Source organism: uncultured Thalassolituus sp. (assembly GCF_950066645.1).
In the GTDB taxonomy this organism is placed as follows: Bacteria; Pseudomonadota; Gammaproteobacteria; order Pseudomonadales; family Oceanobacteraceae; genus Thalassolituus.
In genome coordinates this window covers 158,301-177,739 of record NZ_CATMFB010000002.1, presented here as the reverse complement: position 1 = coordinate 177,739, position 19,439 = coordinate 158,301, and the positions used below count along the sequence as shown (strand labels likewise).

Annotated in this window: 20 protein-coding genes; 16 read left to right on the top strand and 4 right to left on the bottom strand. The window is 54.9% G+C overall.

The window, feature by feature from the left end; all coding sequences use genetic code 11:
- Nucleotides 1-119 precede the first annotated feature (119 nt).
- Entirely contained in the window at nucleotides 120-353 is a 234-nt protein-coding gene (locus Q1L85_RS02625) for a SlyX family protein (RefSeq protein ID WP_300425681.1), read from the bottom strand.
- 137 nt (nucleotides 354-490) lie between these two features.
- Here Q1L85_RS02625 and Q1L85_RS02620 point away from each other — a divergent pair, with 137 nt between their 5' ends.
- Nucleotides 491-970 carry a cold shock domain-containing protein gene (locus Q1L85_RS02620; protein WP_300425682.1) on the top strand — a complete coding sequence of 160 codons (480 nt, stop codon included), beginning with the start codon at nucleotides 491-493 and terminating at the stop codon, nucleotides 968-970.
- 201 nt (nucleotides 971-1,171) lie between these two features.
- Here Q1L85_RS02620 and Q1L85_RS02615 read toward each other — a convergent pair whose 3' ends face one another.
- A complete protein-coding gene (locus tag Q1L85_RS02615; protein ID WP_300425684.1) occupies nucleotides 1,172-1,942 on the bottom strand; it encodes an inositol monophosphatase family protein in 771 nt (256 codons plus the stop codon).
- Between the two features lie 160 nt (nucleotides 1,943-2,102).
- On the opposite strand from Q1L85_RS02615, the gene trmJ reads away from it, so the two are divergent.
- The 15 genes from trmJ (at nucleotide 2,103) to Q1L85_RS02540 (ending at nucleotide 16,256) form a co-directional block, all read left to right on the top strand.
- Nucleotides 2,103-2,873, top strand: a complete 771-nt coding sequence (gene trmJ / locus Q1L85_RS02610; RefSeq protein ID WP_300432178.1) for a tRNA (cytosine(32)/uridine(32)-2'-O)-methyltransferase TrmJ — start codon at nucleotides 2,103-2,105, stop codon at nucleotides 2,871-2,873.
- Nucleotides 2,870-3,679 (top strand): serine O-acetyltransferase, encoded by an 810-nt coding sequence (cysE, locus tag Q1L85_RS02605; protein ID WP_300428563.1) that lies wholly within the window; start codon nucleotides 2,870-2,872, stop codon nucleotides 3,677-3,679. Before trmJ ends, cysE begins: the two co-directional genes overlap by 4 nt.
- A gap of 49 nt (nucleotides 3,680-3,728) precedes the next feature.
- Nucleotides 3,729-4,211 (top strand): Fe-S cluster assembly transcriptional regulator IscR, encoded by a 483-nt coding sequence (gene iscR, locus Q1L85_RS02600; protein ID WP_300428564.1) that lies wholly within the window; start codon nucleotides 3,729-3,731, stop codon nucleotides 4,209-4,211.
- 79 nt (nucleotides 4,212-4,290) lie between these two features.
- On the top strand, nucleotides 4,291-5,454 hold the full coding sequence (locus tag Q1L85_RS02595; protein ID WP_300428565.1) for an aminotransferase class V-fold PLP-dependent enzyme: 1,164 nt from the start codon (nucleotides 4,291-4,293) through the stop codon (nucleotides 5,452-5,454).
- A 130-nt stretch (nucleotides 5,455-5,584) separates the two neighbouring features.
- Nucleotides 5,585-6,010 carry a nucleoside-diphosphate kinase gene (ndk, locus tag Q1L85_RS02590; protein WP_300428566.1) on the top strand — a complete coding sequence of 142 codons (426 nt, stop codon included), beginning with the start codon at nucleotides 5,585-5,587 and terminating at the stop codon, nucleotides 6,008-6,010.
- A 74-nt stretch (nucleotides 6,011-6,084) separates the two neighbouring features.
- Nucleotides 6,085-7,218 carry a 23S rRNA (adenine(2503)-C(2))-methyltransferase RlmN gene (gene rlmN / locus Q1L85_RS02585; protein WP_300432175.1) on the top strand — a complete coding sequence of 378 codons (1,134 nt, stop codon included), beginning with the start codon at nucleotides 6,085-6,087 and terminating at the stop codon, nucleotides 7,216-7,218.
- Nucleotides 7,215-8,012: a tetratricopeptide repeat protein gene (locus Q1L85_RS02580; RefSeq protein ID WP_300428008.1), complete on the top strand. Its 798-nt coding sequence runs from the start codon at nucleotides 7,215-7,217 to the stop codon at nucleotides 8,010-8,012. Before rlmN ends, Q1L85_RS02580 begins: the two co-directional genes overlap by 4 nt.
- A gap of 8 nt (nucleotides 8,013-8,020) precedes the next feature.
- Complete coding sequence (gene ispG / locus Q1L85_RS02575) at nucleotides 8,021-9,127, top strand: flavodoxin-dependent (E)-4-hydroxy-3-methylbut-2-enyl-diphosphate synthase (RefSeq protein WP_300428020.1); 1,107 nt, start codon at nucleotides 8,021-8,023, stop codon at nucleotides 9,125-9,127.
- A 23-nt stretch (nucleotides 9,128-9,150) separates the two neighbouring features.
- Nucleotides 9,151-10,431 (top strand): histidine--tRNA ligase, encoded by a 1,281-nt coding sequence (gene hisS, locus Q1L85_RS02570; RefSeq protein ID WP_300428009.1) that lies wholly within the window; start codon nucleotides 9,151-9,153, stop codon nucleotides 10,429-10,431.
- 31 nt (nucleotides 10,432-10,462) lie between these two features.
- The gene (locus tag Q1L85_RS02565) at nucleotides 10,463-11,116 is read left to right on the top strand and encodes a tetratricopeptide repeat protein (protein ID WP_300428010.1); all 654 of its coding nucleotides are present in this window, start codon (nucleotides 10,463-10,465) and stop codon (nucleotides 11,114-11,116) included.
- Nucleotides 11,116-12,318 carry an outer membrane protein assembly factor BamB gene (gene bamB, locus Q1L85_RS02560; RefSeq protein WP_300428011.1) on the top strand — a complete coding sequence of 401 codons (1,203 nt, stop codon included), beginning with the start codon at nucleotides 11,116-11,118 and terminating at the stop codon, nucleotides 12,316-12,318. Before Q1L85_RS02565 ends, bamB begins: the two co-directional genes overlap by 1 nt.
- A 39-nt stretch (nucleotides 12,319-12,357) precedes the next feature.
- On the top strand, nucleotides 12,358-13,863 hold the full coding sequence (der, locus tag Q1L85_RS02555; RefSeq protein ID WP_300428012.1) for a ribosome biogenesis GTPase Der: 1,506 nt from the start codon (nucleotides 12,358-12,360) through the stop codon (nucleotides 13,861-13,863).
- 282 nt (nucleotides 13,864-14,145) lie between these two features.
- Entirely contained in the window at nucleotides 14,146-15,126 is a 981-nt protein-coding gene (locus Q1L85_RS02550; protein ID WP_300428013.1) for a GlxA family transcriptional regulator, read from the top strand.
- Nucleotides 15,126-15,542, top strand: a complete 417-nt coding sequence (locus Q1L85_RS02545; protein WP_300428014.1) for a YbaN family protein — start codon at nucleotides 15,126-15,128, stop codon at nucleotides 15,540-15,542. Before Q1L85_RS02550 ends, Q1L85_RS02545 begins: the two co-directional genes overlap by 1 nt.
- 45 nt (nucleotides 15,543-15,587) lie before the next feature.
- Nucleotides 15,588-16,256 carry a phosphatase PAP2 family protein gene (locus Q1L85_RS02540; protein WP_300428016.1) on the top strand — a complete coding sequence of 223 codons (669 nt, stop codon included), beginning with the start codon at nucleotides 15,588-15,590 and terminating at the stop codon, nucleotides 16,254-16,256.
- A gap of 182 nt (nucleotides 16,257-16,438) precedes the next feature.
- Here the strand turns inward: Q1L85_RS02540 and Q1L85_RS02535 are convergent, their stop codons facing one another.
- Together Q1L85_RS02535 and metG are read right to left on the bottom strand one after the other, a co-directional pair.
- A complete protein-coding gene (locus Q1L85_RS02535) occupies nucleotides 16,439-17,266 on the bottom strand; it encodes a Tim44-like domain-containing protein (RefSeq protein ID WP_300428017.1) in 828 nt (275 codons plus the stop codon).
- 10 nt (nucleotides 17,267-17,276) lie between these two features.
- A complete protein-coding gene (metG, locus tag Q1L85_RS02530; protein ID WP_300428018.1) occupies nucleotides 17,277-19,376 on the bottom strand; it encodes a methionine--tRNA ligase in 2,100 nt (699 codons plus the stop codon).
- Between the last annotated feature and the right edge of the window lie 63 nt (nucleotides 19,377-19,439).

The window sequence follows — 19,439 nt, the reverse complement described above, 5'->3', positions numbered from 1 at the left end:
TGACAGATGAAGCATGACGCACTGCGGTGCTGAAAAGGCGCTTAGTGTACTCCCACAAAAGATGCGTTTAAATGTTACGCACGGGTAAAAACTGGTTCTTTTCAGCCATTCGCCCGGTATCAGTAATGTGGGGGGGGTGGCTCGTCAGCCGGGTTGCGGATTCCGCCATCTCCGGACTGAAGATTCTCAAGTTTTGCATACACCATCTTGAGAGCCTCTTTGGCTACTCGGAAGTCAGCTGACAGGGTCGCGAGCTCCTGATTCAGGGTATCGACGGTGTCTTCGAGGAAGGTAATTCTGGTTTCCAGTTCGGTGATCTGGTCCTGAGAATGTTGATCGGCGCTAGATGTCATGGGCATCCCGGATGCTATCGTGTTGATTTTTTTGACTAATTGGGCTTTCATAGCCGACTTGTCAATGGCCTGAGAGTCACAAGCCGCAGGCGTTGATGATAACAATGCGGGAATAGAGATAACACATGGGTAAGTTAATGATTCGTAAAATAGTGGTTGCAGTGGTATTCGCTGTACTCGCGCCTCTGGTTGTAGCGGGGCTGCTGGGTGCAATGGCAAAAGGACTGATGCTGGCGGACGGTAGTGCGCTGACGGTCGCTGGTTTGCTCCGCGCGGAAGGCGTGGTGGCTATGCTGGCCGTGCTGGGTGTCCTGACGTTTGCCATGAGTTTCGCCTCCGCGCAGCTGGTGCCAGTACGTCGTCGTCGTCAGCGCAGCAGTGGTACCGTCGTTGAGTCTGATGTAGAAGACGGACGGGAACGCGGTGTGGTGAAGTGGTTCAATGTTAAGAAGGGCTTTGGCTTTATTACGTGGGACGAAGGGGAAGATGTATTTGTTCACTTCCGTTCAATCCGCGGCCAGGGCCACCGCTCACTGTCAGAAGGGCAGCGCGTTAAGTTTTCGGTTGTGCGTGGTGATAAGGGCCCGCAGGCTGAAGACGTATCGGCGATCCGCTGAACAGAAAGCAATAGAAAAAGCGGCGCAGGCCGCTTTTTTTACGCCTGATGGTCACCATCTGGACGATGGAATTCAAGATGATCACATGACTGAGCTTCGCCCAGCCAGCAAAGCAGTAACTGAAATTTATGCCAGAACATATCAGATCCTCCGGTCAACTATCTGAGTATAGACCGGAGTTCTGAACTGGCCAGATGCTGATCAGAGAGTCAGGAGAGACTTCAGCAGGCGAGGGTTAGCGACAGCGACGTTGGCTGGCGCAGCAATGCGGGGTTGCCCGTTGATGTCTGCCAGCAGACAACCGGCTTCAGACGCGATCAGACCGCCTGCATTCAGAGAAAAGCTGTCCATATCTGAAATAAAGGCAGCCTGGAAGCGATCGGCAGCGACATAAGACAGCGTCAGGGCATTGGAGCCAATGCTGCGCACATCGTAGCCGGATTGCATCAGGGTGTTTATTTTAGCGCGCTGTTGTGACGCGGTATCGCTCAGGCCCATAGGCTGAGTGAACGCAGTAATTGCATCAGACAGGGTGTTCTGCGATCCGCAGCGGATGCGACGGTTGTTCAGCTGAGCGCCACGGCCGCGTGAAGCTGTGAACTCGTCACCGTTCATCGGGTTAAGGATAACAGCATGCTCAGTTTTGCCGTTCACCATGCATGAGATGATGATGGCGAATGCAGGAATGCCCACGCGGAAGTTAGCAATATCGTCGATCACACAGATCTGCCAGGTCGGCTGCTTGTCATCGGTACCATTCAGGCCCGTCTCACGGCCTTCATAGTTGTGGTCAGGCAGGGACTTCTTCAGTTCGAAGATAATGCCTTTCTCCAGACCGATCGTGCAGTCTGCGATGAATTTCGCTTTTTCCTGGTCGGTACTCTGAGCAGCATCAAAGCGGTCGAGTCGACGCACAAGGTCCTGTCCTGCATTACGCGCGGCGCGCAACGCCAGATTCACCATGGGTTGCATATGAGCATTCCTGTCTGTGTAAAGAACGTTGCCGGGCGCCGCTTGTGGCGCCGCCCGATCAAAATAGGGCGCGCAGTATATCAGCGTATAAGTGGTTGGCGAAGCCCGTTTTACGATAAACTCCCGGACTTTACAGTCGAAACAGGTAGCAGGCGCAGCGATGTTGAATCAGATCCGTATTGTGATGGTCAATACGACCCACTCCGGCAATATTGGTGCGGCGGCGCGGGCCATGAAGAATATGGGGTTGAGTCGCCTTTATCTGGTTGATCCGATTGCGGCGGTCGACGAAGAGGCAATTCAGCGCTCGTCACGGGCTGAAGATATTCTCGATAACGTCGTGATCACGGCCACGCTTGAAGAAGCCATCGCCGATTGTGGCCTGGTGGTCGGTACCAGTGCGCGCAGCCGTTCGATTCCCTGGCCACTGATGTCACCCCGTCAGTGTGCCGACCGGGCCGCTCAGGCGGCTGCGGCAGACAACGAGATCGCGGTGGTGTTTGGTCGCGAAAGCCGCGGGCTGACCAACGAAGAGCTGCACCTGTGTCACGCGCATGTGCATATCCCTACCGACGAAGCCTTCTCCTCGCTGAATGTCGCCCAGGCGATTCAGGTGCTGTGCTATGAGTTGCGGTTAGCCTCCCTGCCTGCGGAAAATGACTCTGCCGATGAGGCGCGCTGGGGTGTGGACTGGGATTACCCGATGGCAACACACGAGCAGCTGAACGGTATGTTGCAGCATATGGAAAAGACACTGGTTGAGATTGGCTTCCTTGACCCCAATACTCCTAAGCAGCTTATGTCCCGGATGCGGCGCCTGTTTCAGCGCGCGGCACCAGACAGGATGGAAATCAATATCCTGCGTGGCATGCTGGTCGCCGTAGAACGCACCGCAGAACGCGCACATCAGAAGAAAGGGGAAGAGGATTGAGCCTCAGTACACTGCGTGAAGACATCGCCTGCGTGTTCGACCGGGACCCGGCGGCGCGTAACACATTTGAAGTGCTGACCACTTACCCCGGCGTACATGCGATTATCCACTATCGCCTGGCAAACTGGCTCTGGCTGCGGGGGCTGAAGTGGCTGGCGCGGCTGTTGTCTACCTTCAGCCGCTGGATGACCGGAATTGAGATTCATCCGGGGGCAACGATAGGTCGTCGTTTCTTTATTGACCATGGTATGGGCGTCGTGATCGGAGAAACGGCTGAAATTGGCGATGACTGTACCCTGTACCACGGGGTTACTCTCGGCGGCACCAGCTGGAACAAAGGCAAGCGTCACCCGACCTTGCAGGACGGTGTTGTAGTGGGTGCGGGGGCCAAAGTTCTGGGGCCGATCACTATCGGTCGTGATGCCCGTATCGGCTCGAATGCTGTTGTGAACAAAGATGTGCCTGATGGCGTGACTGTGGTGGGCATTCCCGGGCGTATTGTACGCAAGGCGACGACGGCGGATGAAAACCGTCGCCGTGAAATGGCCGCCAAGATCGGCTTTGATGCGTACGGCATGACAGATGATATGCCGGACCCGATTGCTCGCTCGATTCACAACCTGATGGATCATATGCACCACGTTGACCGTAAGATCGACAGCATGTGCCGGGCGCTGCATAACCTCGGCGATCACAGCTGTGACGATGCGCTGCCGACACTCGAAGAAGAGACCTTTGTCAGTCTGCACGAAAAGCTCGGAGCGGATAAAGAGTCCGGTGTTCTGCCCGGGGATAAAGTTGACTGAATTGCTCGGATATACGCATAATCCAGACAGACACACATGAGGTGAATGTATGCGTTTAACGACCAAAGGCCGCTATGCGGTGACAGCCATGCTGGATCTGGCTATTCACGCCCGCCAGGGGCCGGTCAGTCTCAATGATATCTCCGGTCGGCAGGGAATATCGCTTTCTTATCTGGAGCAGTTGTTTGCCAAGCTCCGCCGCGGTGGCCTGGTGGCCAGCGTCCGTGGCCCGGGGGGCGGTTATCGCCTGAGTCGCGAAGACAAAGAAATTAACGTTGCCGAAATCGTTGATGCCGTCAATGAATCAATGGATGCAACCCGTTGCCAGCGCAAAGGCGACTGTCAGGACGGTGTGGAATGCCTGACCCATCATCTGTGGATGGATCTCAGTGATCAGATCCACGCTTTTCTCAAAGGCATTTCTCTCAGTCAGCTGATTGAGCGTCGTGAAGTCCGCGATACTGCCGAACGTCAGGACCGCCAGATCAGCCAGCGCATTGAAGCTCTGATCGCTGCCGACGAGCCGGGCTGACCGACCCGGACAGGCTCTGGCGCTTGACCTCTCCAGGAGGGTGCGGACAATGGCCCACTCTCCAATCCCGGAAGCCGATATGAAACCTTTATACCTCGATTATGCTGCCACCACTCCCTGTGCTCCGGAAGTGGCGGACGTCATAACCCGTTGCCTGACTGCCGATGGTAATTTTGCTAACCCGGCGTCAAGATCGCACCGCTTCGGGTGGCAGGCGGAGCAGGCCGTCGAGCAGGCGAGGCGACAGGTCGCTGACATGCTGGGCGCCGACCCGCGTGAGATCGTCTGGACCAGTGGGGCAACCGAGAGCAACAACCTCGCCATCAAGGGCCGGGTTGAATATCTGCGTCAGCAGAATCCTGATGCACCACTCCATATCATTACCTCAGCCATTGAGCACAAGGCGGTACTGGATACTGTCGCCTGGCTGGAGCGCTGGCATCAGGTCTCTGTGACCCGTCTGGCGCCAGACGCCGATGGCCTGATACATCCTGAGCAGGTGGCTGATGCCCTGCAGCCTGATACCTGCCTGGTCAGCCTGATGGCTGTGAATAACGAACTTGGGACGGTGACCGACATTCCGGCGATCGCGGCCCTGCTGAAGTCTCATGATGCGATCCTGCATGTGGATGCCGCTCAGGCGATAGGTAAGATGCCTGTCGATGTCCGGACCTGGGATGTTGACCTGTTGTCTGTCTCTGCGCACAAATTTTATGGTCCCAAGGGGGTCGGTGCCTTGTATGTCCGCCGTGAGCCACAGATACGTATTGCTGCACAGATGCACGGTGGTGGACACGAGCGGGGCATGCGCTCGGGAACGCTGGCTACTCATCAGCTGGCGGGTATGGGCGAGGCCGCCCGTTTAGTGACTGAGCAGGTGGAGCAGGATCAGGCCCGTATCGGAGCGCTGCGAGATCAGCTCTGGCAGGGACTGCAGGCCCTGGGGGAGGTTTACCTGAACGGTCACGGAACTCAGCGCTGTGCGAATCATCTGAATGTCAGCTTCGCGGGAGTCGATGGTGAGATTCTGCTGGCGTCGCTGGCGAAAGTTGCGGTGTCCTCAGGATCGGCCTGTAACTCGGAATCGGTCGAGCCGTCGTATGTGCTGAAAGCCATCGGCCGCAGCGACGACCTGGCACACGCGGGTCTGCGTATGACGCTGGGGCGTTATACCTCGTCTGCTGATGTTGAAAACGCGCTGGCGGAAATCACGCGGGTCGTGACCCTGCTGCGCCGCCAGTAACCGCGGGCAGTCCGCGTATTGGTCTTTACAGGCGATTGGGAGTTCCTTTCTACAACTTTCACAGAAAGGTGCGTATAATCCGCGGGTTTTTGATCCCAAACCCTTAAACACACAAATTTGGAGCATAAAGATGGCTGTTGAACGCACTCTGTCGATCGTTAAACCGGACGCTGTTGGTAAAAACGTTATCGGTGAAATCCTGACTCGTTTCGAAAAAGCTGGTCTGCAGATCGTAGCCGCTAAAATGGTTAAACTGGACGACGAAAAAGCTGGCGGTTTCTACGCTGAGCACAAAGAGCGTCCTTTCTTCGGTGACCTGGTTGGTTTCATGACTTCTGGCCCTGTTGTTGTTCAGGTTCTGGAAGGTGAAAACGCGATCGCTAAAAACCGCGAACTGATGGGTGCAACTAACCCTAAAGAAGCTGCGGCAGGCACTATCCGTGCTGACTTCGCTGAAAGCATCGATGCTAACGCAGTACACGGTTCTGACTCTGCAGAATCTGCTGCGCGTGAAATCGCATACTTCTTCAGCGCTGAAGAAATCTGCGCACGCTGAGTGACGCATAAGGGGAGGGCGGAGCCCTTCCCTGATCACCCTGAATCAGGACGCATCACTCCAGGTAATCTCTGATGTCTGATACACCCGCCAAGATCAATCTGTTAGGGCTGTCGCCCGCTAAGATGGAAGAGTTTTTTGCCAGCATCGGCGAAAAGAAGTTCCGTGCTCATCAGATGCTGAAATGGATTCATCAGTACGGCGAGTCAGATTTCGAGAAGATGACGAACATGGGCAAGGCTCTGCGCGCAAAGTTGGCAGAGATCAGTGAAGTTGCCCTGCCTGAAGTAGTTTATGAAGATTTCTCTAAAGACGGCACCCGCAAATGGGTGATGCGTATGCCAGGTGGCAGTGCCGTTGAGACCGTTTATATTCCAGAGAAAGACCGCGGTACGCTGTGTGTCAGCTCCCAGATCGGGTGCGCTCTGGACTGTAGTTTCTGCTCCACTGGTAAACAGGGCTTTAACCGGGACCTGACCGTGGCTGAAATCATCGGTCAGGTATATGTTGCAGCCATGAGTTTCCATGAGCCCGGAGAGCGCCGCGAACGTCGTATCACCAATGTGGTGATGATGGGGATGGGCGAACCGCTGCTGAACTTCGACAACGTGGTCGATGCCATGCATCTGATGATGGATGACAACGCTTACGGCCTGTCAAAGCGTCGGGTGACTCTGAGTACATCCGGTGTGGTCCCTATGATGGATAAACTGGGTGATGTGATCGACGTGTCTCTGGCCGTCTCTCTGCATGCTCCGACGGATGATCTGCGCAATGTCCTTGTGCCGATCAACAAAAAGTATCCGCTGGCTGAGCTGATCGATGCCACCAACCGCTATCTGGGTAAACTCCCGGATCGCCGCAAAGCAACGATTGAATATACCCTGATTGACGGCGTCAACGATTCCATCGAACAGGCAGAAGCGCTGGCACAGCTGCTGCGCAATACGCCCTGTAAGATTAATCTGATCCCGTTCAATCCGTTCCCGAACTCGGGTTATAAGCGCCCGAGTAACAACCGCGTGTACAAATTCCGGGACCATCTGATCAGTCGTGACTACATTGCCACGATCCGCTCCACCCGCGGGGATGATATTGATGCTGCCTGCGGTCAGCTGGTCGGTAAGGTGGAAGACCGCACGCGCCGCAGCGCCCGCTATATAAAAGCGGTACAACTTGATAATCCACAGGAAGGCAATCAGGTATGACCCGAAGTCTGTTGCTCAGATCTCTGCTTATTGTTCTGCCACTGGTCGTACTGAGCGGCTGCGTCACTGTTACTGAAAGCCGGTTTACGAAAAAGGCATCGCCAGAAAAAGCGGTCGAGAACTATACCCAGCTGGGTCTGGGTTATCTTCAGAAAGGGCGCCCGGACTGGGCCAGAGACCGACTCCACAAAGCCCTGGAAATTGATCCCGACAACCCGCCGGCAAATGACGCTATGGGGCTGGTGTGGCAGACCGAAGGCGAACTGGATCTGGCAGAAGAATTTTATCTGAAAGCAATCAAAGGTGATCCGGGCTTCACTCTGGCCAGACATCACCTGGGCCGGCTGTACTCTCAGATCAAAGAGTATAAAAAGGCACGGACCTATCTCGAAGAAGTGGCCAATGACCGCTACTACAACAATCGGGTGGGAGCTTATAACGACCTTGCGCTCAACTTCTACCGCATGGATAACCCTGCGGCAGCCATTGAGGCCTATGGACAGTCTCTGCGTCTCGCCCCCTATAACGTAGACGCGCTGGTGAACGCATCGACGTTGTTATTCGAAGCCCAGCGTTATGACGAATCGATGAAGTACTACGAGCGTTTTGACCGCCTGGTGAAGCGTGGTCAGACTAAACATACGTCTCACAGCCTGTGGCTGGGTATCAAACTGCTGACCATTCATCAGAACACCGGTCGGGCAATTGAGCTGGCGGCAGAGCTGAAGCAACGCTTCCCGAAATCTAACGAATATCGCCTATATCAGGAGTCCCTGCACGGGGGTACGCTGTGAACAAGAATATGGAAAACCCGATCAAACGACGTAAGAGTCGTAAGATCTGGGTAGGTAATGTCCCTGTCGGCGGCGATGCCCCGATTGCTATTCAGACCATGACTAACACGGAAACCACGGATGTGGCCGCGACTGTGGCTCAGATCCGTCGTGCCCAGGATGCCGGCGCTGATATCGTCCGTGTCTCTGTACCGACGATGGATGCAGCTGAGGCATTCGGAGAAATCCGTAAGCAGGTTGATATTCCTCTGGTCTCCGACATTCATTTTGACTATCGCATCGCGCTGCGCGTCGCAGAGCTTGGCGTTGACTGCCTGCGCATTAATCCGGGCAACATTGGTCGCGAAGACAGAGTCCGTGCGGTAGTTGAGGCTGCCCGCGATAAGAATATTCCAATCCGTATCGGGGTGAATGCCGGTTCTCTGGAGAAAGATCTGCAGAAGAAATATGGCGAACCGACACCAGACGCTCTGGTGGAATCCGCAATGCGCCATATCGATATTCTGGACCGGATGAATTTTCCTGACTTCAAGCTCAGCCTGAAGGCGTCCGATATTTTTATGACGGTGGCCGCGTACCGCAAAATCGCTGATCAGATCGAACAGCCATTGCACCTGGGTATTACGGAAGCCGGCGGTCTGCGTGGTGGTACGGTTAAGTCATCCATCGGACTTGGACTGCTGTTGTGGGATGGCATCGGCGATACGGTCCGCGTGTCACTTGCGGCCGATCCGGTTGAAGAAGTGAAAGTCGGCTGGGATATGCTGAAATCGCTGAAGCTTCGCTCCCGCGGCATTAACTTTATCGCCTGTCCAAGTTGTTCACGTCAGAATTTTGATGTCATCAAAACCATGAATGAGCTGGAGCAGCGCGTAGAAGATATCCGTACAGACATGAGTGTGTCTGTGATCGGTTGCGTTGTGAATGGTCCGGGTGAAGCGAAAGAGACCGATCTGGGTCTGGCCGGTGGACAACCTAATCTGGTGTACATCGACGGCAAGCCAGCGGGCAAACTGCAGAACGAAACCCTGGTTGATGATCTTGAGCGTCTGATCCGTGAACGCGCGACTCAACTGGACGAAGAACGTAAAAATCTGATTGTCAGCGAAAGCTGATCAGTCACAGCAAGACAGAGACTATGAGTAATAAAATTCAGGCAATCCGTGGAATGAACGATATCCTGCCGGCGCAGAGCCCGGTATGGCAGTATCTGGAAGGCACGGTCAAAGATCTGCTGGCCTCATACGGCTACGATGAAATCCGTATGCCGATTGTCGAGCAGACCGCGCTGTTCAAACGCTCTATTGGTGAAGTCACCGATATCGTTGAAAAAGAAATGTATACCTTCGAAGACCGCAATGGCGATAGCCTGACCTTACGTCCCGAAGGCACTGCCAGCTGTGTCCGCGCCTGTGAAGAAGCCGGGTTGCTCTATAACCAGACGCAGCGACTCTGGTACACCGGTCCTATGTTCCGGCACGAGCGCCCTCAGAAAGGCCGTTACCGTCAGTTCTACCAGATTGGGGTAGAGACATTCGGGATGGCAACGCCTGATGTCGATGCTGAACTGATCCTGATGACCGCTCGTTTATGGCAGCAGCTCGGTCTGGCTGAGGCGGTGACGCTGCAGCTCAACACCCTCGGCAGCAATGAAGCGCGTGCGCGTTACCGGGATGCTCTGGTCGATTATCTGTCGGCCCGTAAGGATCAGCTGGACGAAGACAGTCAGCGCCGTCTTGAAACGAACCCGCTGCGGGTTCTCGACAGTAAGAACCCTGAAACGCAGGCTCTGCTTGCCGATGCCCCAGAGCTGCATGACTACCTCGACGATGAAAGTCGTGAAGATTTTGCAACCCTGCGCAGTATCCTTGACGCTGCAGGCGTGAAGTACGAGATTAATCAGCGCCTGGTCCGTGGTCTGGATTACTACTGCAAAACCGTCTTTGAATGGGTAACAGACAAGCTGGGTGCGCAGGGAACTGTCTGTGCTGGCGGACGTTACGATGGTCTGGTCGAGCAGCTTGGTGGTAAAGCCACGCCTGCCGTTGGTTTTGCAATGGGTGTCGAACGCCTTATCCTGCTGCTGGAAACGCTTGATGTTATCCCGCAGGAAGTCATGCAGACCGTCGATATCTATGTCTGCGGTGTCGGCGAAGGGGCTGCAAAAGCGGCACTTCTGCTGTCTGATCAGCTGCGTGGCGAACAGCCGTGGCTGCGGATACAGACACATTGCGGTGGTGGTAGCTTCAAGAGCCAGATGAAAAAAGCCGATAAAAGCGGTGCGCTGATTGCGCTGCTGCTGGGCGAAAGCGAGATTGAAGCCGGGCAGGTAACCGTTAAAGACCTGCGCGGTGGGGCTGATCAGCAGACCCTTACACAGGCCGGGTTGAGTGACTGGCTGAAAGAACATCTGAACTGAAAATAAGAAACAGGCTGTCGGAGAGCAGACAATGAGCGAATTGCGTACGGACGAAGAACAGGCAGAGATCATTAAAAAATGGTGGTCTGAGAACGGTACAGGTCTGCTGGCGACAGCAGCCGTAGCGGTTGCTGGTGTCACCGGCTGGAATTACTGGCAGGACCAGAAGGTAGCGACGGGCGAGGCTGCGTCTGCGACCTACAGTCAGCTGGTGGAACTGGCGGCCCAGGAAAATCAGGATAACGCGACAGAGATGCAGGCTCTGGCTGAGCAGCTGAAGACTGAGTTCGCGAGCACGGCTTACGCTGACTTCGGTAGTCTGTTTATCGCACGCCTGGCCGCTCAGAGCGGTGATTACGAAGCCGCGGCGGCAGAACTGAAAACGCTGATCAAAGAAGCCGACAGCGGTGCTGTGAAATCGCTGGCGCAGGCACGTCTGGCGACGGTACTGGTTCAGCTGGACCGCGCTGATGAAGCTCTGGCGGCATTGCCACCGTCTGCGGATGCGGCTTTTGCGCCACAGATTGAAGAGGCCCGTGGTGACGCCCTGTACCGTAAAGGACAACTGGCGGATGCCCGCGAAGCGTATCAGCGTGCGATGGAAGCTGCCCGGACTCTGGGTCAGACCAACAGCACTCTGCAGCGTAAAATCGATACTCTGAATACTGGCGGAGAAGACGCCTGATGCTCACACCCCGGAAGCTTCTTGCCGTGACGCTGAGCGCTGCGCTGATACTGCTCAGCGGTTGCGCCAGCACTCAGAAGACTGAACTGGCGGCAACAGACGGATCTGTTGATGTGTCTGTGCGCTGGCGTACTTCGCTGGGAGAAGGTCCGGGAGTGACTTACACGCGGCTGCGGGCGGCAGTTGCGGATGGCATCGTCTATGCAGCCGACACCCGGGGAACCGTATCGGCGCTCACGCTGGAAGACGGTGACAATGAATGGACGACCGATCTCGGTCAGGACATTCTGGGCGGCGTCGCGCTGGAAGACGATCAACTTTTTGTCAGCCTGAAAGAAGGATCGCTGGTGGCTCTGTCAGCAGAGACCGGCGAAGAACTCTGGCGCACTATGCTGCCGAGCGAAGCGGTTGCGACGGCAAGTGCTGATGCCCGTCGGGTCTTCGTTCAGACCATCGACGGCCGCGTGACCGCGCTGGAACGCGACACGGGTGCTCAGGCCTGGTCGTACGAGGCGGGAATGCCGGTACTTTCGGTTCGCGGAACTGGTGCGCCACTCGTGCTTGATCAGCTCGTCGTCACGGGCTTTGCCACAGGTAAGCTGGTTGCCCTGGATAAAACCCTCGGCATTCCGCGCTGGGATGTCCGCCTTGGGGTGCCTGACGGGCGTTCAGAACTGGAGCGCCTGGTCGATGTCGACGGTGCGCCAGTGCAGGACGGACGTATTATTTATGCCGCGTCGTATCACGGTAAAATTGCCGCGGTTGCTGAGAATGGCGAAGTCATCTGGCAGGAAAACGGTTCCAGCTACACCAGCCCTGAACTGGCACTGGGCAGTATCTATCTGACCCTGGATGATGATGCGATTCAGTCTTACGACATGTTGTCTGGTGCCATGGGCTGGAATCAGGCGGCGCTCAGCGGGCGTACGCTGGGGCAGGTAGCTGCCATTGGTTCCAGTCTGGCGGTAGCGGATGCGGAAGGCTATGTGCATTTCCTGAGTCAGGTGGATGGTCGTCTGACCGGGCGGATTCTTCTGCGTCCCCGTCCATTGCATGTGAATTATCCACACCAGCCGGAATCAACTAACTGGCGTCTGGTGCGCGGACGTGATTTTGGTATCCGCAGCACTCTGATCAATACCAGTGAAGGCTTGCTGGTATATACCAACAATGGTGAACTGGTATTACTCGACGTCGAGTAATACCAGCAACGAATTTAACTCTGTTCTGAGGTTCCTGACATGGTACCTGTGATTGCACTGGTTGGCCGGCCGAATGTCGGTAAGTCGACCCTGTTCAACCGTCTTACCAAAACCCGTGATGCATTGGTTGCTGAAATTGCGGGCCTGACCCGTGACCGTAAATACGGCGAGGGGAAGGTTGGCGATCGTCCTTTTATTGTCATTGATACTGGCGGTATCAGCGGTCAGGAAGAGGGCATCGATGAGGCGATGGCGGCACAGAGCTTTCAGGCAATCCGTGAAGCAGACATCGTATTTTTTATGGTCGATGTCGCCGCAGGCATGACCTCGGGTGACCGCATGATTGCGGAATACCTGCGTCGCAATGAAAAGTCTGCCTACCTGGTTGCGAATAAGATCGACGGTAAGAACCCTGATATGGTTCTGGGCGAGTTTTTCGAGCTGGGTATGGGCGAGCCGCTGCCAATCGCTGCGGCACATAACCGCGGTGTTTCAGCGCTGATTGATTACGTCATGGATGAGCTGGAAGGCGAAGAGAAAGCGGCGGAAGAAGAAACTGGCTATTACTACGAAGACGAGCTGGAGGAAAGCGCGCGCGATCACGAAGAGCTGGATATTAAAGGCATCAAGATCGCCGTGGTGGGGCGCCCGAATGTGGGTAAATCCACACTGGTTAACCGCTTTCTGGGCGAAGACCGCGTGGTCGTTTTTGACGAAGCCGGTACCACCCGGGACAGCATTTATATCCCCTATGAACGTCACGGTCAGGAATATACCCTGATTGATACCGCGGGGGTTCGCCGCCGGAAGAACATTTCTGAAGCCGCGGAAAAATTCTCCATCATCAAAACCCTGCAGGCCATTCAGGACTGTAACGTCTGTATTCTGGTGCTGGATGCGCGTACGGGGATCGTAGAGCAGGATCTGCATATGTTGAGCTTCGTGCTCAACTCCGGCCGGGCGCTGGTGATTGCCATCAATAAATGGGATGGCATGGATGCGGATGACAAGCAGCGTGTTAAAGACGAAATTGACCGCCGCTTCGATTTTCTGACCTTTGCCGATATGCATTTTATTTCTGCGTTACATGGTACCGGGGTCGGGCATCTGTATGAGTCAGTCGATCAGGCGTATGAGTCGGCGATGGCAAAATGGCAGACCAATATGCTCACGCGGATTATGGAAGACGCTGCGGCTTCGCATCAGCCGCCGATCGTCCGTGGCCGCCGTCCTAAGCTGCGTTATGCACACCAGGGGGGCTCTAACCCACCAATCATTGTCGTTCACGGCAATATGGTTGATGAGCTGCCTGAAGATTATAAGCGCTACATGGCTAACACCTTCCGCCGTGTGCTGAATATTAAAGGTACACCGATCCGCTTCGAGTTCCGCAAAGGGGACAACCCGTTTTCTGACAAGAAAAAAGAGGTCCGTCACTCCAGCAAGCGCCGCGCACAAGCGGTTGAGCGGACCCAGAACAAGCGGAAAATCAAAGTCGATAAAGCCCGTAAGCAACTCCGTAAGAGCTATAAGAAGCCCACCTGAGGCTTCTTATCTGCGTTTCACGCACACCTGGTCACCGTAGTAATTGTTGGCGTAGTTATATTCGCAGTCGGTGGTGGCCGGGCGGCGGATTTTTCTGATGATCTGTTTCATTTCCGTTACTCCTTTATAAGTGTGTAGTCATCTTATTAGGAGACTTTTCTTAGTTAAAATTTATATTTTTTCTCAACTTGATAGTTAATTTCTTATTTCTGGGTGGTACTTGTTATCATTCCCTGTCATTGGCATGATACACACTCACCAAGCCGTACGTGACAAAACACCATGCTTAATGTCGTAGTCGTCGGGTATCCGAAATCGCTCGCTTCCGCCATCACCGGGGTACTCGATCTGCTCGCGCTCGCTGGTGTCACCTGGAATTCAATTCAGGGTCAGACACCAGAGCGTCTGTTTAATGTGCGTATTGCCTCGCCGGATGGCGGCATTGTGCGCTGCATTAATGGCATTGAGCTGGGAGCGCACATGAGCTACGACGAAGTCACAGATGCTGACATTCTGGTAATTCCGACACTGGGAGATCCCGCGGGGCTGGTTGGGTCAGAACTGTCCAGCACAATGGAGCTGTTACGTCGAGCGGATGAAAAAGAATGGCTGATCTGTGGTAACTGCACCGGGACCTTTCTGTTAGCAGAAGCCGGGGTGCTGAGCGGTCGCAAAGCGACGACTCACTGGGGGTATAAGAGCCTGTTTCAGCAACGCTATCCGGATGTTGAGTTACAGGCCGATCAGCTGATTACCCGGGACGGCCATATATACTGTGCCGGTGGCGGCCTGTCCTGGTTTGATCTGGCGCTGCACCTGCTGGAAAGATTAATCAGCTTCGAAGTCGCCGTGCAGACAGCCAAGGCATTTGTGTTTGATTACCGCCGTGACAGCCAGTTGACCTATTCCCTGATGCGTCTGTCCAAGCCGCATAAAGACGACAAAGTGGCTGAGATACAGACCTGGCTGGATGAGCATTACGCCAGTGACATTACGGTTGAAGAGCTGGCTGATAAGTTTGGTATGTCCAAGCGCACTCTGATTCGCCGCTTTAACGCGGCGCTCGATATGCCGCCTAACACCTATATCCAGTCGATCCGTATTGAATCCGCCCGCAAGTTGCTTGAAGAAACTGACCGCACTGTTGATGTTGTAATGTCGGATGTGGGGTATGAGGACGCCAGCTCGTTCCGTCGTCTGTTCCGCAAAAAGACGGGGCTTACGCCGACTGAGTACCGGCGTCGTTTCAGCCGGCGGCTCTGATGACAGAACCCGTCCAACGCCCGGCAATGATCCGCAATCCGCTGCTGCGATACAGCGTGATTGGCGCTGGGTGGTTGAGTGTCATTCTTGGAGTCATCGGCATTTTCCTTCCGGTACTGCCGACGACCCCTTTTCTTCTGCTGGCGGCTGCCTGCTTTGTCCGTACCTCGCCACGTTTCTATGAATGGCTGGTCAGTCACCCGCGTCTTGGCCGGTATCTTGTCTATTACCTGAATGGCGAGGGGATGCCCCTCAAAGCAAAGGTTTATACCCTGATTCTGATGTGGAGCATGCTGTTACTCACCGCGTTCGTGCTGGTCGACCGGGCGATGCTGCACTATCTTCTGCCTGCCATCGGAGTGGGCGTCACTGTCTATATCCTGCGCCTGCCAACGCTGAGGCTACCACCAGAGTAAAATTCCGGTATCCTCTGGCATTCCAGAATTCCGGAACACAACGTCATGAAGTCTTTTGTCGTCCGCCATGCGGACTGGCTCAGTTTTATTGTTCTCTCGATTATCTTTGTCGCCTTTCCTGCGGTCGATCTCACGGTCAGTGGTTGGTTTTATAACCCCACGACGGATACATGGTGGGGCGCCAGCAGCCCGGTAGCTGATTCTATCTACGGCTTGTTCCGGTATCTGCCGTTTCTGCTGGTTCCGGTGATGCTGGCGGTTGTGCTTCTTGGTCTTAAGAAAGGCATGATGGATAAGTCGCTCCATCGTATCTGGGTATTTCTGCTGGTCAGTCTGCTCGCAGGACCGGGCATTCTCGTGCACTCCGTGGCGAAAGAAGGGTTTGACCGCGCCCGCCCTAAGAATGTTGAGCAATTTGGTGGCCGCAAAGAGTTTACCCGAGCCTACGAAATCAGTTCGTCCTGCGATAAAGGCTGCAACAGCTTTGTCAGTGGTCATGCTGCGATGGGATTCTGGTTTATGGCGCTGGGTTGGGCACTGGGGTCCCGTGGATGGTTCTGGGCGGGGGTAGTGACGGGTCTGGTACTGAGTGCGACCCGGATCATTCAGGGGGGGCATTTTCTGAGCGACACCCTGTTAGCAGGGTACCTGTGTTACTTCACGCTCAGGATATGTGCCTGGAAGATACTTAGACACAGTCGTATAAGTGTCTGAATAGGTTGGCCTGATTGTTACATAAAACGAGTCATGTGTAACATATGGCGCGTTTTGTAACTGTTTGGCTGAATTTTCCCTATCTGAGGCGGAAAAGTGAGAGTACTATCCGCTCAAAGGTTCTGACATAGGGATCTTTATCTCCACTTTAAAGCCCGGTGTTTCACCGGGCTTTTTTTTGCTCAACCTTCGGCTTCGATACCTACGACGATCCATGGAGAATCATCTTCGCGCATGTCGCGCTCCAGATGCCAGACGTCAAAGATGCCGTCTTCAGACTTCTCCAGCTCATCTTTGCAGCGCCCTTTGAACAGAATGCTGATCTCGCGATGTGTGGCATTGCCATCGGCACGTACGATGCTGGCATCCAGATCAAGAATCTCTGTCTGCGGTGGCACCATCAGACGATTACGTTGTGCTGCGAGAGCGGCGTAGAGTTCCGGGCTGACATACTCACGGATGAGATCGAGGTTGCCTTCATTCCAGGCCTGCTGCACCAGTCGGTAGTGTTCCAGTGCACCGGCGATAAATGTATCGGCGTCAAAACCATCGGGAAGGTTCACTTCATTCAAGGAGTGATCTGCTGAGGCGGACGAACCAGAGAACGGAGCTTCAGCCTGAAACGTCTGTGGTCCGGCGCTGGTGGCTGCCCGATGCTGTGGTCGGGACGCACCTTTCAACAGTTTGAACAGGAGAAAGGCGATACCGGCGAACAGCAGGATATCCATGAGCTGCAGACCTTCAAACGCACCACTGCCGAGCAGATAGGCGAACAGGCCACCGGCAAGAAGACCACCGAGCATACCGCCCATCAGCCCACCTTTAGCCGGTGCAGCTTGTTGGGCACCGTCGGGGGTAGATTTCTGCGGCGTCTGCTTCTGAGGGGCAGGGGCCGTCTTAGTCGGAAACGCTTTACCAAAACCGCCGCTGCCAAAGCGCTTGGCCTGGGCTTCGTTCACCATTCCCAGCAGCAGGATCATTGCCGAAAGGCAGGTAATCAGTGTTTTCATAATATTCTCCTTACATTACTCGCATGCCTGGTTGAGCACCATCGTGAGGCTCAAGCAGGTAAATATCGCTGCCACCTGGGCCGGCGGCCAGCACCATGCCCTCGGACAGTCCGAATTTCATTTTGCGCGGTGCCAGGTTGGCGACCATCACGGTCAGTTTCCCTTCCAGATCTTCGGGCTTGTAGGCCGCTTTGATGCCGGAGAATACGTTACGGGTCTCGCCGTTGCCGATGTCCAGTGTCAGTTGCAGCAGTTTGTCTGCTCCTTCAACGTGATCGGCCTTAACGATACGGGCAATACGCAGGTCAACCTTGGCAAAGTCCGGGAACTCGATGGTGTCGGCGATCACTTCGTTGCCGTCTTCACGGAGCTCTGGCCCTTTGTTCTTGGCCTTCTTCTCTGCTTTTTTGTCCGCTTTCTTCTCAGCTGCTGGAGCAGCACCACCGTTCTCTTTTTCAAGTTCAGCTTTGGTTTCTTCCAGAATGGCGGTGACCTTGTCCATTTCGGCACGGGCCAGCATCGGCTTGAACTTGTTGATCTCGTGACCCGTCAGGATGGTGCGACGATCTTCCCAGCCCAGCGTTTCCAGGTTGAGGAAGGCGGCGGTTTTGTCCGCCAGTTCCGGCAGTACCGGTGACAGGTAAGTCATCAGCTGACGGAACAGGTTAACGGCCACCGAGCAGACCTCGAGCACTTCCTGCTCACGGCCTTCTTCTTTCGACATTGCCCATGGCGCTTTTGCCTGAATGTATTCGTTAGCACGGTCAGCCAGCGTCATGATTTCTTTCATGGCGCGGCCGAATTCGCGTTTCTCATACAGCTCAGCGATATGATCACCGGCGTTGATGAAATCGTTCACCATGGCTTCTTCAGCACAGGTCTCACTGAGAACACCACCGGATTTCTTGATGAAGTTGGCGGTACGGCTGGCAATATTAATCAGCTTGTTCACCAGATCCGAGTTTACACGCTGCACGAAGTCTTCGAGGTTGAGGTCGAAGTCGTCGACGCTGCTGCTGAGTTTGGCGGCAAAGTAGTAGCGCAGATACGTAGGATTCAGATGATTCAGGTAAGTTCGGGCCTTGATGAAGGTGCCACGCGACTTGGACATCTTGCTGCCGTTTACCGTGACGAAACCGTGTGCGTTGACCGCGGTTGGCGTGCGGTAATCCGCAGCCGTCAGCATGGATGGCCAGAACAGGGCGTGGAAGTTGATGATGTCTTTACCGATGAAGTGGTAGACCTCAGCGTCAGACCCTTTCTTCCAGTAATCATCAAAATCCAGATCATCGCGGCGGTCACACAGGTTTTTGAAGCTCGCCATGTAACCGATCGGTGCATCCAGCCAGACGTAGAAATACTTGCCCGGAGCGTCCGGAATTTCAAAACCGAAGTACGGCGCATCACGGGAGATATCCCATTCCTGCAGGCCAGAATCCAGCCACTCGGCCAGCTTGTTCGCGACTTCGTCCTGCAGGGTGCCAGAACGGGTCCACTCTTTCAGGAAGTCCTGAAAGTCCGGCAGTTTAAAAAAGAAGTGCTCGGACTCTTTTTCAACCGGCGTGGCACCAGAAATCACCGAATAAGGTTTTTTCAGCTCCGCCGGGGTGTAGGTCGCGCCACAGACTTCACAGTTGTCGCCGTACTGGTCTTCGGCGTCGCATTTAGGGCAGTTGCCTTTGATGTAACGGTCAGCCAGAAACAGTTCTTTGACCGGATCGTACAGCTGCTTAATGCTGCGCGTGGCGATGTGGCCTTTGTCGCGGCAGGCTTTGTAGATAGCCGCCGACAGCTCGCGGTTTTCTTCGCTGTGTGTGCTGTGGAAATTATCAAACGCGATCTGGAAATCGGCAAAATCGGTTTCGTGCTCAGCTTTGACGCGGGCGATCTGCTCTTCCGGGCTGATGCCTTCTTTCTCGGCACGCAGCATGATGGCCGTGCCGTGAGCATCGTCAGCACACACGTAAGTGCACTGATGGCCGCGGGCTTTCTGGAAGCGGACCCAGATATCGGTCTGGATGTATTCCAGCAGGTGGCCTAAGTGAATGGAGCCGTTTGCGTAGGGCAGGGCACTGGTGACAAGTATTTTGCGAGCGTTCAGATCGGTCATGACAATTCGTTTCGGTGGCTCTGAAAAATGGTGGGGTATTGTAGCTGTTGAAGCGGGGCAGTT